This is a genomic window from Agitococcus lubricus (assembly GCF_003051055.1).
GTDB lineage: Bacteria > Pseudomonadota > Gammaproteobacteria > Pseudomonadales > Moraxellaceae > Agitococcus > Agitococcus lubricus.
In genome coordinates, this window is sequence record NZ_QAON01000017.1 from 43879 (window position 1) to 60338 (window position 16460).

Below are 16460 nucleotides of genomic sequence, written 5' to 3' on the forward strand. Positions count from 1 at the left end.
GATTATCTATATACGAGGTATAGATAATCCTAGAAAAGTCTTTAGAACGGCAAATCGTCGTCTAAGTCATTATGCATTGCTGGGGCTGGACGACTGGGCGATTTATTCGCTGTATTACGCGCTGAAGATTGATAATCGTCTTGCTGGCTATAATTATTATTGTTGTTATAGCCATAGTCGTTGTCATAGCCACCCATATTTTGATTATTATTGGACGAACGTCCATCAATCAACTGCATAACGGAGGCTTTAATCTCGGTGGAATATCGGTCTTGGCCTGTGGTTTTATCCTGCCATTTACGGGTATGTAATGAGCCTTCGACATAGACTTTACTCCCTTTACGCAAATATTCACCCGAAATTTCAGCCAGACGGCCATAAAATACCACTCGATGCCATTCGGTTTGTTCGGTTAATTGCCCTGTGTTTTTATCTTTCCACGCTTCACTGGTGGCAACAGAAACAGTGGTCACTGTACTGCCTGATGCCCCTAAACTACGCACTTCTGGATCTCGACCCACAGTTCCTAATAACACAACTTTATTTACACCACGCATAATATGTTCAACCCTCTATGGTAATACTATGTTCAAAATATCAAACGGTTAAGATGTTCTATCACAAAGCTATTTGTATACAATTGGTTGTTCGACGTAGCCTGTTTATACACAAGATGAATGCTCACTACGCCAGACTTGCATGTCACTTCAGTGAATTACGATATCGCACCAATTGGCTCTGGGCGTCTAAGAAGCACATACGCATGACGTAGGCAAGCAGTAAACAGCCTGAAGGTTTGGCGCAATAGGCATTATTATCTTAGTCAAGTATTTTTTCAACAGCACAGAACATCAGAACGACAAATGTCTACGCGAGTACAAGGTTTTTCAGAGAAGGCTCATCGAGTCGTTCTTTGTCTACTTTGAGGTAAACCACGCCTTCTTGCGCCAATACGACAACTTCTTCTACCCCGACGACAGGTTGCAATTTAGCCAGCAATACGGCTGCTTCTGCCTGAGTACATGGATTAATATTGAGCATCATACTGTGTAAGAAACGAGGAGACTGCATCGTGAGGGCAACAACTAACCACAATATGCTGCATAATGCCAAAATAATATAGGCGAGACTAATGCTGTGTAAACCATATAATATTCCACCCAATACCCCGCCACAAAATGCCCCTAAAAATTGGCTACTGGCATAAATCCCCATGGCCGTGGCTTTTGTCCCTGCGGGTGCGATTTTACTGAGTAAAGAAGGTAATAAGGCTTCTAGTAAATTAAAGGCGATAAAAAATACACTGATACCCATAAGTAAGGTATATTTTTGCGGGTATCCTTGTGCAAGCAACACTAAACTAACCGTTAGTAACGCAATACCTGCCACAAAAACCTGCTTAATTTTACGTTTCTTTTCGGCAATAATAATCGCGGGTACCGCCGCCACAAAGCCACCAAGTACAATAGGTAGATAAACCCAACCATGTTGACTCGCAGGCAAATGGGCATAATCGGTTAATAAATGCGGGAGTAATACAAAACTTGCCGTCATCACGAGATGCAAGACAAAAATCCCTATATTTAGTCGGCTTAATTCGCCATGAACCACACTCTGCCTTAATTGTTGCCCATACGTTTGATGTGTTTGTTTGAGGGTGATGGTTGGTGTAGGAACGGTCATCATTAAGCCTAAACCCATGACTGCTAACAGAGATGTTGCCCAAAACAAACCACTTAAACCAAAGTGTGCGGCGACAAATGGGCCAATCACAAAAGCAACGGCAAACGATAAACCGATGCTCATGCCAATCGTGGACATGGCTTTGGTTCGCTGCTCTTCGCGGGTTAAATCGGCTAATAAAGCCATCACCACTGCCGAAATTGCACCTGCCCCTTGAATCGTGCGACCAATAATCACGCCCCAAATGGAGTCTGACAGAGCGGCCACTGCTCCGCCCACCGCAAACAACATCAGCCCTTGAACAATTAACACTTTACGATTCATACGGTCAGCTAATAAACCAATAGGAATTTGTAATACGGCCTGTGCTAGACCATAAACCCCGATGGCTAAACCAATTAATGCGGGCGTGGCATCACGTAGTTGATGCCCGTATAACGCAAAGACGGGCATAATCATAAATAAACCTAGCATTCTTAAGGCAAAAATACTCGACAGTGCCAGTGTGGCTTTACGTTCACCTTGAGTCATACCTTTCATGCAGTTTACCTATGTCTATATGGGCGCGGGTACAAAATCGCTTTTTTCACACGCAATACGATGATGACTACGCATCTCGATGCATCCTCGCTAAAAAGCGGCGCGCTATTATACGCTTGTTGACATCCACAAAAGCAAACCTCAGCGATACACACGACAATTATTGTCCTTGTTTGTCTTCTGTTGACTGCCGTTTAATCTAAAGTTTGCTTATACTCCGTCGTTCTATTGAGGCTATCTGTTGTTTTGCGAGCCACGATTTTCTCTTTTTTGCTTGAGCTATTTTGTTATGAACAATCATCTTATTCGTATTCGTGGTGCTCGCACGCACAATCTAAAAAATATCTCTTTAGATATTCCCCGCGATAAATTGGTGGTGATTACGGGCTTATCTGGCTCAGGAAAATCCTCATTAGCCTTTGACACCCTATATGCCGAAGGTCAGCGCCGTTATGTAGAGTCGTTATCTGCTTATGCACGACAATTTTTATCCTTGATGCAAAAGCCCGATGTCGACAGCATTGATGGCCTGTCGCCTGCGATTGCCATTGAACAAAAATCAACATCACATAATCCGCGCTCAACGGTAGGAACGATTACCGAGATTTACGACTACCTACGTTTATTGTATGCGCGGGTAGGAACGCCTTATTGTTTAGACCATAACATTCCTTTAGAAGCACAAACCATTAGCCAAATGGTGGACACGGTGCTCGCCCTACCCGAAGGCACTGCCCTCATGTTGCTTGCCCCCGTTGTACGCGACCGTAAAGGGGAACATTTACATGTGCTTGAAGGCTTAAAATCGCAGGGTTTTGTCCGTGCGCGTATTGATGGTTTGGTGGTTGACCTTGATGACAGTCCCGCTTTAGAAAAAAATAAAAAACATAGCATTGAAGTGGTGGTTGACCGCTTTAAGGTACGTGCCGATTTGCAATTACGTTTGGCCGAGTCGTTTGAGACCGCCTTACGTTTAGCGGATGGTATTGCCGTGATTGCTTATATGGACGACAGTGGCGCACCGTTATTATTTTCTTCACGACACAGTTGCCCCCATTGTGGTTATGCGGTCAGTGAACTCGAACCGCGTTTATTTTCTTTTAATAATCCTGCGGGAGCGTGTCCCAGTTGTGATGGTTTAGGGATTACCTCCCATTTTTCAGCAACACATTTAATTTTACACCCCGAACTCAGTTTGAATGAAGGCGTGATTCGCGGTTGGGACAAACAACACCCCTACTATTTTGCCCTGATTACCGCCGTTGCCAAACATTACGGCATCAGCTTAGAAACACCATGGCAAACCTTAGATAGCAAGATACAACAGCTCTTTTTACACGGCTCAGGCAAAGAAAAAATTGCTTTTGTTTATGTCGATGAGCGTGGCCATAAGCGACTCAAAGAACAGCCCTTTGAAGGGGTACTCCCCCATTTAGAGCGACGCTATCGGGAAACCGAATCGCCTGCTGTGCGTGAAGACTTAGCACAATATTTGGTGAGTAGTACCTGTCAAAGTTGTCAGGGTTCGCGTTTACGTCCCGAAGCGCGTAGTGTCTTAGTCGCCGACAAATCATTACCCAGTTTGACTAAACTACCTATTAAACAAGCCCATCATTATTTTGAGCAATTACAACTGAGTGGGATTAAAGCCGATATCGCCGAAAAAATTCTCAAAGAAATTCGAGAACGCTTATTCTTTTTGGTGAGTGTGGGCTTAGATTATCTGTCTCTAGAACGCTCAGCCGAGACACTCTCAGGCGGTGAAGCGCAACGTATTCGCTTAGCGTCACAAATTGGTGCAGGGTTGATGGGGGTGATGTACGTGTTAGATGAACCATCCATTGGCTTACATCAACGTGATAATGAACGTCTATTACAAACACTCCTAAAGCTGCGTGACCTCGGCAATACGGTTTTAGTCGTTGAACATGATGAAGATGCCATTCGGGCGGCTGACCATATCATTGATATTGGCCCTAAAGCGGGGGTACACGGTGGTCACGTGATTGCCCAAGGCACTGCCGCACAAATCGCGCAAGTCAAAGAGTCGCTGACGGGGCAATATTTATCAGGTTATAGCAAAATTGCTGTCCCGAGCGAGCGTTTGGCATTTAACCCTGACAAAGTATTAACCCTCAAAGGTGCGTCAGGTAACAACCTGAAAAACGTCAGTATTACCCTACCCTTGGGGCTGATGACCTGTATTACTGGTGTATCAGGCTCTGGTAAATCAACCCTCATTAACGGCACACTGTATCCCATTACCGCTAAGGCGCTGAATGGTGCTCTCACCTTAAGTCCTGAGCCTTATGAGAGTATTCATGGCTTAGAGCATTTAGATAAAGTGGTTGATATTGACCAAAGCCCTATTGGTCGTACACCCCGCTCCAATCCTGCCACTTATACGGGCTTATTTACCCCGATTCGTGAGTTATTTGCCGCCACCCAAGAAGCCCGTTCACGTGGCTACACAGCGGGTCGTTTTTCGTTTAATGTCAAAGGCGGTCGTTGTGAGGCTTGTGAAGGCGATGGCGTGATTAAAGTCGCCATGCACTTTTTACCCGATGTGTATGTCCCCTGTGATGTGTGCCACGGTCAGCGTTATAACCGCGAAACCCTAGAGATTCGTTATAAGGGCAAAAATATCTCGCAAATATTGAATATGACGGTTGAAGATGCACATCACTTTTTTGAAAGTGTGCCTAGCCTTGCCCGTAAACTACACACCTTAATGGCGGTTGGCTTGAGCTATATCACACTGGGTCAATCGGCCACGACCTTATCGGGCGGTGAAGCACAGCGAGTGAAATTGGCACGTGAACTAGCAAAACGTGATACGGGCAAAACACTCTATATTTTAGACGAGCCAACCACAGGTCTGCACTTCCACGACATTGCACAGTTGTTATCTGTACTACAGCAACTCCGTGAACATGGAAACACCATCGTCATTATTGAACACAATTTAGATGTGATTAAAACCGCAGACTGGTTGATTGATATGGGTTATGAAGGCGGTGATGGCGGCGGTGAAGTGATTGCAATCGGCACACCCGAACAAGTCGCTGCAGACGAAAAATCGCATACAGGTCGTTTTTTGAAGCCTTTGTTAACGCAAGCCTAGACTTCGACTCCGCTCAGCTATCCGACTCCACTCAAGCCACATTGAGATGCCCCTGAGCAAAGTCTTAGGGGCATAACCATAATAATTTGACACCTGTCGAACAGTTCGATATATTTCAAACTATAAATCTATGAGGGTTATACCATGTCAACAAATACCATCACTATCAACGGTAAAGAGCGTTATTACGAACCCGCCCCCCACGATATTGACGTTGAAAATTTCCGTAAAGTCATTACCAGCCGCCGTTCCGTACGTAAGTTCACCCAGAAACCCATCCCTCAAGCGGTATTAGATGATTGTTTAGACATGGCATTGCTTGCACCGTGTTCATCGGGCTTGCAACAATGGGAGTTTTATGTGGTACGTTCGGCGGACAAAAAAGCCAAATTAGTCAAAGCCTGCATGAGCCAATTGGCCGCCAAAACGGCTGCGGAATTAATTGTCTGTGTCGCGCGTACCGACCGTATCGATGACTTTGCCAAACAAATGTTGCGTGAATGGCCAATGCCTGATGTCCCGCCTTTAGTCAAGCGTTATTATCAACTCATTCCTTATAACTATTCATCAGGTCCCTTAAACAGTTTTGCTTATGCCAAAAAAGCCGCTTTTGCCTTGGGCGGCTTAGTAGCAGCCGTACCTAGAGGCCCTTACACCAAAAGCGAAGTCGAATTATGGGCAGCCAAAAGTACCGCCCTTGCCTGTGAAAATTTGGTTTTAGCCTTTAGAGCGCATGGCTTTGACACCTGTATGATGGAAGGGTTTGATGCAGCACGCGTGAGTAAATTATTACATCTCAAAGACGGTGCGTTTCCGATTATGGTGATTGGTGCAGGCGAACGTGCGGATGATGGCGTGTTTTGGCCACAAGTGCGGTTTGATAGAAAACTGTTTGTGCATGAAGTGTAAGTGAGCCAAAACGACGCTTAGAAGATAGACTTCTAAGCGTCTAGGCTTTATCTAGGGGTTTGCAATCATCGGTTAAAAATCCAGAGTCCCTATACGAATAGTATTTCCCTGTGCACCACCGTCTATCACGACTAAACGTTTTAATGTCGGAGAATAGGCATAAATTGGCTTATACGACTGCGTGGGAAAACCACTCGCTAATAAGCCATAATTGGGTGCTGTTTGATAGCTGACCCCATCCGTTGTCGTATAGTAAGTCACGCTTGGTGTCGGTACGCCCGCACTAAATACCTGATGATAGGTCAAATACCCTGTATCTGTTTTTACTCCAAAGAAGCCAATGGGTGCAGGCTTACCCACCTCCGTTGCCGCATAAGTCACTCCTGTCGCGTCGGCAAATGTCCAGTTAACCCCATCTTGGCTAGTTGCGAGCTTTTGCTCTTTTGTGACTGCCGATAAGAAACCCAACACAGGGTCGCGCACATACTCTACTTTAGACAGCGAACGAATCACTAACGTCCCATCAAGGTCGGCAATCTCAAAGCTACGACCACCTTGTGCCATGATATTAAAACCTGCGGGCAAGCTATACGTCGCAAATGACCAACTTAGACCATCGGTGGACTGATAATACGCGCCTTCATAATGGTCTGGATTATTAAATGTCCCTCCCACGGGGACAATGCCACGATAAACTAAATATTTACCGTTTTTATAGCTAGGCAAGCTGCAATAGCTGGAGGGGGATGCAACAGAAACGGTGCTAGTATCAATGGTTTTGAGGTCTATCGCTGTCCACGTCAGTGCATCACTTGATGTCATCAGCATACAGTCGGTATCTGTACTTAAAAAGTAACGATTATTGAGATATTTGCCTCCCGCTAAGACGGAAGTCGAAAAGCCATCGACACTGACATCCGTACTTTGCCATGTGATGCCATCGGCACTGCTAGCAATACGCACACCTTTGCTTAAGTCACTCACATTCCCTTGCCATGCCGAAGCCACCTGAAATACCCGATTATTCATAGCTGCCATCGCAGGAAACTGATTTTTTAGATTGGTCGTTTGTGTTGTCCAATCTATGCCGTTACTCGATAACCAAACTGTGAGTTTAGCCGTATCACTGTGAAAATCTCGGCTTCGTTCTAAACCAACAAATTTACTACCATCCCAGACTAGTTGGTCTGGCGCGTATGTGGCGTTAATAGGTTTGCTCACTTTATGATATTCAAGCTCACCAAAAGTCACTTTATCCACACCGCCACCCGAGGTAGAAACAATGAATCCTTGTTGAGTCGCCGAGGTATTATTTTGTAAATTGCTTACCGTAATCGTGCCTGATACCGCGCCTTGCGGCACAATCACATGCAGACTTATGTCGGTCGCATGACTAATTTGTGCAATGACATTATTCGCAAAGGTGACTTTCATTTGGGTTGGGTCGGCTGCAAATCCTACGCCTGATATTTTTATTGTGTCTCCTACTTTAGCCGTCATGGGTAATAAACCGACCAATGTCATTGGCGGTATCACAGGTGTCGTATCTAAGATTAAGGGATTGTTTTGTAAATACGCCAATAAGGCTTGTAGTTTTTGTAAATCAAAACCCGTCTCACTGACTGAGCCAATAAAATCTTGTACTAAATTAATGACTTGTGTTTGATATTGACTGGCAAATGTCGTCACATCATAGGGTAATGTGCCTGTATTGCCTGAGCCATCAATATCGCCGTCTTGTAAATCAAGGCTTAAGGCTTGTGCCATTTTCAGTGCAGGGGCGGTCTCTGTCGCACCCAACTGTTGATGCGCCACCTTTGCGAGCGAGGCTAAGACTAAGGCATAACGCTCTGCTAAAGAGCTTCCTAATGCGGCTAATTGCGATGAATTAGCCACTAATGTAGGGGCTTGCGAAATATTGGTCACGCCAAATACCTGCTCAATACGCTGTTTAGCTGTCTGTAAAAAAGGCATGATATCGCCTCCAGCCGCTAAGGTTTGGGCATACTGCAAGGCCGCTTCGGTTAAGACGGTGATAGCCAACTCACTATTTGCCGACACCAAACTTGCACCCGCACGCAAACTGACACCGGTAGGCAAAGCCGTCATTTGGCCTGTCGCCTCATCAAAATATTGCGCACCATTGCCACCTTGTACCTCGGTGATGACCGCATTGACTGAAGCAGGCACATTAAATGTCACTTTGCCTGAAGTGCCCGTATTTTGCTCGCCAATGACCGTATTGGTAGCAGCATTGCGTAAAATGACCCGAGCATTAGTTATTTTTCCTAGCGATGGGGTCACCGTTAGTGTCTTCATTGCCCCAGCGGATGTTGTTTTGGGGGTATCATGGTCATTGCCATTACACGCTATTAAACATAACGACAAGGTCATGCTGGCGATTATTTTGGGCTGGCGTTGAGCTGTCATATCCATTTTCCTTAAAATAATGATGAGGTGTTATGGCCTAAAGCATAGACAAGCTATTCGTAGATACAACCCTACTGGTGTCGGGCTACGCCTTGCCTTGTTGGAACAAAACTTGAATAGTAGAAAGCAGCTTGAAAAGTGTTAGACACACTCGTCCAAACGCTCTAGGCTAGCACTCAATAAAACCGATAGTGATAAAATTTATTAGAAAGGAGATTCACATGCGCGCTCTTGGCCCAATTGACCAAGTCTTTTTATGGTTAGAACGTCGGCAACAACCCATGCATGTGGGAGGTTTATTATTATTCAAAATTCCTGAGGGTGCAGACCATCGTTTTGTGCAAGAAGTTGGCGCACGCTTTAAGGCGGTCACGCCACCTGTGCGTCCCTTTAATCAACGCTTAGAAGGCATGTTTTGGGAAGAAGATGATGAGTTTGATTTAGAACATCATTTTCGCCATATTGCCCTACCCGAACCAGGCCGTATTCGTGAATTATTGGCCTATGTTTCTCAAGAACACAGTGCGTTATTAGACCGCGCTAAACCTTTGTGGGAATGTCATCTTATCGAAGGCATTGAAGGCAACCGTTTTGCCTTATATTTCAAAATGCACCATGCCGTCGTTGATGGAATTGCAGGCATGCGTATTGCCCAAAAATCGCTATCTACCGACCCCAACGAAAAAGCCTTAACCCCGCTTTGGGCGGTAAAACGCGACCGCCGTCCTAAAGAAGAAACCACCGTTTTATCGACTTTTGCTGATACACTAACTCGTTTACGTCATCAAGCAGCGAGTATTCCGCGCGTAGGCAAAGAGCTGTATGACGCCATTAAAGCCTCTTATGACAAAGACCCTGATTATGTGTCTGTATTTCAAGCACCACGTAGCATATTAAATCAACGTGTTAGCGGCTCACGTCGTTTTGCTGCGCAATCTTATGACTTACCCCGCATCAAAGCGATTAGTAAAAAACTCGGCGTCACGATTAACGATATCGTCATGGCGATGTGTGCGGGCGCATTACGCACCTATTTATTGGAATTAAATGCCTTACCCAAAAAGCCCCTCATTGCCATGGTTCCCATGTCATTACGCAAAGATGACAGCGATGGTGGCAATCAAATTACCATGATTTTGGCCAATCTTGGGACACATCTAGAGAATGCACAAGACCGTGTGGATATTATTCATCGCTCGGTACAAAATGCTAAAAATCGTTTTAGCCGTATGAGTCAAAGTGAAATCATGGCCTATAGTGCTTTAGTATTTAGTATCTCAGGACTCAATTTGATGACAGGTATCGCGCCTAAGCTACAGGCATTCAATATTGTCATTTCTAATGTGCCAGGCCCTAAAGAACCCATGTACTGGAACGGCGCTCAGCTCGATGGTTTTTATCCAGTCTCTATCGTGTTAGATGGCATGGCGCTGAATATTACCCTGACCAGTTATGTAGACCGCTTAGAATTTGGTTTAATTGCTTGCCGAAAAGCCTTACCGAGCATGCAACGCCTGTTAGGCTATCTCGAAGATGCGCTTGACGAATTAGAGACCTTATCATAAGACCTTAACGTATTATACATGCCCAACTCACCCTTGTGAGCGTGTGTTGGGCAACCTGCCTCCCCAAACCTTGATAACGCATTACACTATCCCTACCACTAGTATTCATGTTAAATTTGCAATACTGTACATTTATACAACAAGTTTAGCGTGTGATACGTGTCAATAAACACGCAGAGGCCACCACTTCGCTGCCGTACCACTCTTGCTAAACCTTAGGCATTGCAATAACCGCCTATGTGCCTGTATGAAATGCCAATTTTTACTATAAAAAATAGCGATGCGCCAAACAAAGCCTCATCATACGGAGTGTTGTTAGTGATGTCTGAGCCTTCATTATCTGACCTAATCAAGCACTATAAACACTCGTTTTTAAGTATGTGGCTCGATTTATTCAAAACGCCCACGCCGACTGACCATGAGCAATACTTATGCTACTTAGGTCAAAAATTACATCATCGGATTATGCTCAGTGCGCCGATTGTGACCCTACTCATTATTATTAAAGTGTCTTTATATTTTAGTGTGTTATCAGGTACCCAATTATTGGGTGTGCTGATGATTAACTTTTTATGCACTGATGCCAGCTTAATTGCCTTGTTAGTGATCAGTCTAAAAACGACCACACCTGACCAATACTATTATCAAAAGATGTTTGCTTTGGCCTCTATGGCTTTATTTAGCTGTAATATCTTATATGCATTTACGGTTGCTAATCATATTTATTATCCCTACCAAATCATCGAGCTCAGTATCCTTGTCTTTTTGTGGGTATTTAATTATCCCTATCGCTGGATTATCAATACCCCTCTGTTTGTGCTAGGCGTCTATTGCCTTATCTTTTTAAGCGCACATGCCGAGCTGAATTATACCCATATCCTAGAATTACTTTTTTTGGGCATGGCTTTTGCGATTGGCGTATTTTATTCCTTAGTCAATGGGGCGAATGAATATCATTTATTTACGTTACTCAAAGAAAGCGAAGAACAGGCGATTACCGATAGTTTGACGCAGCTATATAACCGCAAAGGCTTTACGCAACATTATCAGCAACTGGCTAAAATCGCGACACGCGAACACAAAGCAATTTATTTAGCGATTTTGGATATTGATAATTTCAAACAAATTAACGATAGCTTAGGACACGATATGGGCGATAAAGTGATTACCCAAGTCGCTCAACAACTGCAAACCTTATTTAAGCGGCCACTGGATTTAGTCGCACGTTGGGGAGGTGAAGAATTTATTGTCTGTTGGTGTAGTGACCAAGTAGATAATGCCTTTGTCATGGGACAAAAAACCTGTACCGCTATTGCTACTCATCAGCACGATGCGACTACACCGTTTAACGTCACTGTCAGCATGGGAATTACCCAACTCCAACTCGGACAACAGCACTTTGATGTTGGCTTAAAACAAGCCGACTTAGCACTGTATCAAGCCAAACATGAAGGCAAAAACTGTTTTCGTATTTATGCGCACGTTTAAGTCGTTGGTTGCATTAGCATTAACACCTCCGTTTGCCCTCCTGCATGCGCTGCTTGCCAAGGAAAGGCATGATGTTTATCTGGCCAACACAAAATCAGGGCGTTAAAAGATGTTTGTTGATAATAGCGAAGCGCTAAACCCATATAATCCGCAACATAGGCGGGATTGACGGGTTTAAACATGACCTGATAATTATTGGCAATAATATCATCATAGCCTTGATGCGCCTGAAAGTGTTGCCCTGCCTTAATTTTATCGACACACACTTGTAGCAAGCTGTGGGCAGTTTGCTGGCTCAAACCAAATATCATGATTTCGGGATGCGAGAAGGTTGCTGTTAAGCCAACGGTATAGGCAAAACAAGCCCCTTCTTCATCTTGCTCAGGGCAAACATACAAAACATGCCAACCGAATTGCTCAATATCGCTACAGAGCTTGGTGAATATTTTATTGTTAGCCATCGATTTTCTCTTACCGTCTGTCGCTCAGCATACAGACGGTATGTTGAGTGGCCTTAACTCAGCGACTGCTGAGCGTAGGATTGATAAGCGGCTGCTACGGCCTGCCCTGCTTGACAAGCATAGCCCTGACTGATGAGTACAGACTCCAAGGCGGCTAAACAGGCAACAACATTTTCGACACGACTCGAATAGCCCATCAAACCAATACGCCATATTTTCCCTGCTAATGCGCCCAAACCTGCACCAATTTCAATGCCATGTTCTTGTAACATGGCCGTACGCACGAGTTTATCATCTAACCCTTGAGGAATATAAATAGAGTTCAATTGCGGCAAACGCGACGTTTCTTCGACCACATAACGGATATCTAGAACAGCTAAACCCGCCTTTAGTGCTTCATGGTTGCTTTTATGACGCGCCCATGCTTGCTCTAAACCCTCTTGCTGCAATGCCAACAAGGCTTCATGTAAAGCATATAAGCTATTAGTCGGCGCGGTATGATGATAGGTACGGGTCGTTTCGCCCCAATAACCTAACAACAAATTTAAGTCCAAAAACCAACTTTGGCTCTTTTGCGGGCGTGCTTGCACTTTAGCCACCACACGGTCACTAAAGGTAATGGGTGACAACCCTGGTGTACACGACAAGCATTTTTGACTGCCTGAATAAATGGCATCTGCCCCCCACTCATCTGCTAAAACGGGCACTCCTCCCAAAGAGGTCACGGCATCCACAATCGTTAATGCCCCATAACGCTGGGCAAGCGCGCACAAAGCACGGGCATCCGATAATGCGCCTGTTGAGGTTTCGGCATGAACAAAGGCTAATACCTTAGCATCAGGGTATTGCTTAAATGCTTCTTCGACTTTGTTTAAGTCAACAGCCTGCCCCCACACATCATCGACAATAATCGCTTGACCGCCGCAACGCTCGACATTTTCGACCATACGATTGCCAAACACACCATTACGACAAACAATCACTTTATCGCCACGGTCAACCATATTCACAAAACACATTTCCATACCCGCCGAACCTGGCCCCGAAACGGGAAACGTTAAGGCATTTTTGGTTTGAAAGGCATAACGTAATAAGGCTTTTAGCTCTTCCATCATCCCAACAAAACTGGGGTCTAAGTAACCGATGGTCGGCTTGGCTAATGCTTGCAATACGCGTGTTGAAATATCTGAGGGGCCTGGCCCTAATAAACGGCGTAAAGGAGTGGTATAGGCATTGGGGGTGATTTCTGGGGCTAGTAACATCTTTTATTATCCACGTTCTAAGAGCCTTTATCTTTATCGACCTATGTTTAACACTGATGACAAATACAAAGACTCATTGTTGTTTTGGCCAAGACTAACTGACGTAGAAATGAGATGCAACGATTTACTCACCAACCAACCATTTTACCGAGGCTTTGGCCATTGGATGTTGACTTAACTGGGGTAATAACCAATGCAGCACCTTGTCGGCGTGTTCAGAAAACTGATAAGGTGGGTTGACAATCAATAAACCACTGCCATTGAGACCTAGATTATTATCATCTGGCATCACACACAACTCACACACTAATTGACGACGAATGCCTGTTTTTACTAAACGTCGTTCAAAGCGTTCAATCAAAATCCGGTCTTTAATGGGATACCAGATAGCAAAGGTACCCGTCGGCCATTTGGCATGCGCTTTAGCCAATAATTCAACGACTTGGGGATAATCTTGGCGTTCTTCTTCATAGGGCGGGTCAATCAACACCAAACCGCGTTTTTCTTTAGGGGGAATCAGTGCAGTCAAGCCTTCATACGCATCTCGATGATGAACCGCAACCTGTGGTTGATAATGAAAATTATACTTAAGTTTTTCGGCATCGACAGGATGAAATTCGAGTAAAACCATACGGTCTTGTGGACGCATATTATCAAACGCAAACCACGGCGAGCCTCCATAGTATGCCTTACTAAATTGTTCTTTGAGCGCACTTAATGCACTAAAATAACGGTCTACCCACGGTATATCATGCGCTAAACGCGGATTTAACTTGCGAATACCCTCAAGATATTCCCCTGTTTTTTGTGAAGGTGCGGCTGCTAAATCGTACCAACCTTGGCCTGCATGGGTATCGATATAACAAAAAGCATTGTCCTTTTTATGTAAGGACTGTAATAATCCAATCAATAAGATATGTTTCATCACGTCAGCAAAATTGCCTGCGTGATAATGGTGACGATAATTCATGCACGAGTCTCAGAGTAATCAGCGTGTCGATTGGCCTGTCTTAGACTTCGCCAACGCTATAGAAGAGTTAGCCACACAGCATTATGCCGTGCTACCTAATTTTTTATCTGACGCTCAACAAGATGCGCTTCGACGAGAATTAGTGGCTTGCCAACAACAAGGCTTATTTCATGCAGCAGGCATCGGTCGAGGCCAGCATCATAATTTAAATCGCCAAATTCGTGGTGACAGCATTTGTTGGCTAGAAGATGATTTTAACACTGGCCGACACTATTTAGCGCAAATGGATACGCTTCGACACACATTAAATGCGTCTTTTTATTTGGGTTTGCAGTCTTTTGAGGCACATTACGCCCATTATCAGGCAGGCAGTGTCTATCAACGCCATGTCGACCGCCACCGTGATAACGATGCGCGTGTCATATCGAGCGTGTGTTACTTAAACGCAGACTGGCCAGCCGATGCAGGTGGCGAACTGCAATTATTTAATGCTCACGATGAGCTATTACTGCGTTTACCACCACTGGGTGGCACACTGGTCTTATTTATGAGTGCCGATATGCCCCACGAAGTTTTAGCGTCCACACAATCGCGCTACAGTATTGCAGGCTGGTTTAGACGTGATGAGATGACTTACGCCCTCGTTTAGGTGCAATGCCTAAGTCGGGGTTTGCCAGCCACTGTGCACAGAAAAATGTCGACTGTGCCACATTTTTTTTGTAGTCTATACTGATTATAGAAACAATAAACGTCTCTGAGCAGCCTTGCTCACTTATGCTTTATGTCATTTAGCACTCTTATTATTATAGGCATGTCATCATGCAGCACATACGTCGACTCGCTATGTTGAGCCTTTGTATTACGCACATCACACCGACCTTCGCCGCAGGTCGTGACTTTTCTACGGATGAATTACTCGCACTCTCCTTAGAAGACCTAACACAAGTACAAGTCAGTATTGCGACAGGCACACCCAAATCTTCTTATAGTGCGCCTGCCGTCACCAGCGTTATCGATGCGAAAACCATTGCCGACTTAGGCCTACAAAGTATTGACGAGGCCTTACAAACCTTACCCAATGTCCATGTTTCGCGCGGTAGTTTTCAATATGCACCCCGCTATTTTATTCGTGGCATCGCATCAACCTACAACCCACACACCTTAGTCTTGGTCAATGGCATTCCTATGACCAGTCTGTTTTTGGGCGATAGAGGCGAGCGTATTCCTAATGCATACAGCTTACCTATTGAATTAGTTGACCGAATTGAAGTGATTCGTGGTGCAGGCTCTGCACTCTATGGCGCAGATGCTTTTGCAGGGGTGATTAATATTCATACCAAAAACCCACGTGATATCAAAAACAATCAAGCAAGCCTGACGGTCGGTAGCTTTGCCACAGGCCGCGCCAATCTCCTACAGCGACAACAATGGCAAGATAATAGCGCCTTACTGAGTTTGAATTATTATCAAAGTGATGGTGACTCACCTATTATTCAACGCGATATTCAAAGTAATTACGATGAGTTGTTTCAACCTTATCCTGCGCAATCTCTTGCCCCTGCTGCGGCCAGTTTAAGTGCCCGTTATTTTAATGCGCATCTGGACTTACAAGCCCCCAATTATCGGCTACGTAGCGCTTGGTTGAAGGCATGGAATACAGGCACAGGCGTGGGTATTAATGACAATCTAGACCCCGACGCCCGTTTTAATCATCATCGAGCTTCCTTTGATTTGAGTTGGCAAGGAGGACACTATTTGGGTTGGCAACTGAGTCCACAACTCAGTTATTTATATGGTGACTATGAAAATCCCAGCTCAATTTATCTCTTTCCCAAAGGCGCGTTTGCCGGCCTATTTCCCGATGGCATGATTGGTCAACCGTCTGTCAAAGAAGAAAATGCACGTTTTCATCTAAGCGCGTTGACTGAACAACTGTAATGGTTTAATAGAACAGGACACTTTGATAGGTAGTATTTATACTGCAAGTAGAGGTGTTTATGAAAGCAACGAAGTCAATGAAAAAGCCGA

12 protein-coding genes are annotated in these 16460 nt (G+C 44.7%); 6 read left to right on the top strand and 6 right to left on the bottom strand.

Features of this window, described 5'->3' with window-relative positions:
• Positions 1–41: 41 nt before the first annotated feature.
• Together ssb and C8N29_RS14090 are read right to left on the bottom strand one after the other, a co-directional pair.
• A complete protein-coding gene (ssb, locus tag C8N29_RS14085) occupies positions 42–557 on the bottom strand; it encodes a single-stranded DNA-binding protein (protein WP_107866713.1) in 516 nt (171 codons plus the stop codon).
• Between the two features lie 310 nt (positions 558–867).
• Positions 868–2214, bottom strand: a complete 1347-nt coding sequence (locus tag C8N29_RS14090) for an MFS transporter (protein ID WP_107866723.1) — start codon at positions 2212–2214, stop codon at positions 868–870.
• Positions 2215–2512: 298 nt separating this feature from the next.
• Between C8N29_RS14090 and uvrA the strand changes: the two genes are divergently transcribed.
• Together uvrA and C8N29_RS14100 are read left to right on the top strand one after the other, a co-directional pair.
• Positions 2513–5347, top strand: coding sequence for an excinuclease ABC subunit UvrA (uvrA, locus tag C8N29_RS14095; RefSeq protein ID WP_107866714.1), 2835 nt, complete (start codon positions 2513–2515; stop codon positions 5345–5347).
• A gap of 144 nt (positions 5348–5491) precedes the next feature.
• Positions 5492–6256, top strand: a complete 765-nt coding sequence (locus tag C8N29_RS14100; RefSeq protein ID WP_107866715.1) for a nitroreductase family protein — start codon at positions 5492–5494, stop codon at positions 6254–6256.
• Positions 6257–6328: 72 nt separating this feature from the next.
• On the opposite strand, the gene C8N29_RS14105 is transcribed toward C8N29_RS14100, so the two are convergent.
• Positions 6329–8686: a hypothetical protein gene (locus C8N29_RS14105; protein WP_107866716.1), complete on the bottom strand. Its 2358-nt coding sequence runs from the start codon at positions 8684–8686 to the stop codon at positions 6329–6331.
• Between the two features lie 221 nt (positions 8687–8907).
• On the opposite strand from C8N29_RS14105, the gene C8N29_RS14110 reads away from it, so the two are divergent.
• Both C8N29_RS14110 and C8N29_RS14115 read left to right on the top strand, forming a co-directional pair.
• Positions 8908–10251, top strand: a complete 1344-nt coding sequence (locus C8N29_RS14110; RefSeq protein WP_107866717.1) for a WS/DGAT/MGAT family O-acyltransferase — start codon at positions 8908–8910, stop codon at positions 10249–10251.
• A 321-nt stretch (positions 10252–10572) separates the two neighbouring features.
• Positions 10573–11739 carry a GGDEF domain-containing protein gene (locus tag C8N29_RS14115; protein ID WP_170107000.1) on the top strand — a complete coding sequence of 389 codons (1167 nt, stop codon included), beginning with the start codon at positions 10573–10575 and terminating at the stop codon, positions 11737–11739.
• Here the strand turns inward: C8N29_RS14115 and C8N29_RS14120 are convergent.
• From C8N29_RS14120 to C8N29_RS14130, 3 genes are all read right to left on the bottom strand, one after another.
• Positions 11736–12200: a DUF4262 domain-containing protein gene (locus tag C8N29_RS14120; protein ID WP_107866719.1), complete on the bottom strand. Its 465-nt coding sequence runs from the start codon at positions 12198–12200 to the stop codon at positions 11736–11738. The genes C8N29_RS14115 and C8N29_RS14120 overlap by 4 nt on opposite strands.
• Before the next feature lie 53 nt (positions 12201–12253).
• Positions 12254–13462 (bottom strand): pyridoxal-phosphate-dependent aminotransferase family protein, encoded by a 1209-nt coding sequence (locus tag C8N29_RS14125; protein ID WP_204509366.1) that lies wholly within the window; start codon positions 13460–13462, stop codon positions 12254–12256.
• A 124-nt stretch (positions 13463–13586) separates the two neighbouring features.
• Positions 13587–14432 carry a 23S rRNA (adenine(2030)-N(6))-methyltransferase RlmJ gene (locus C8N29_RS14130; RefSeq protein ID WP_107866720.1) on the bottom strand — a complete coding sequence of 282 codons (846 nt, stop codon included), beginning with the start codon at positions 14430–14432 and terminating at the stop codon, positions 13587–13589.
• Between C8N29_RS14130 and C8N29_RS14135 the strand changes: the two genes are divergently transcribed.
• Positions 14431–15081, top strand: coding sequence for a 2OG-Fe(II) oxygenase (locus C8N29_RS14135; protein ID WP_107866721.1), 651 nt, complete (start codon positions 14431–14433; stop codon positions 15079–15081). The two genes, C8N29_RS14130 and C8N29_RS14135, sit on opposite strands and share 2 nt — an antisense overlap.
• A gap of 170 nt (positions 15082–15251) precedes the next feature.
• A complete protein-coding gene (locus C8N29_RS14140; protein ID WP_107866722.1) occupies positions 15252–16370 on the top strand; it encodes a TonB-dependent receptor in 1119 nt (372 codons plus the stop codon).
• Positions 16371–16460: the final 90 nt, after the last annotated feature.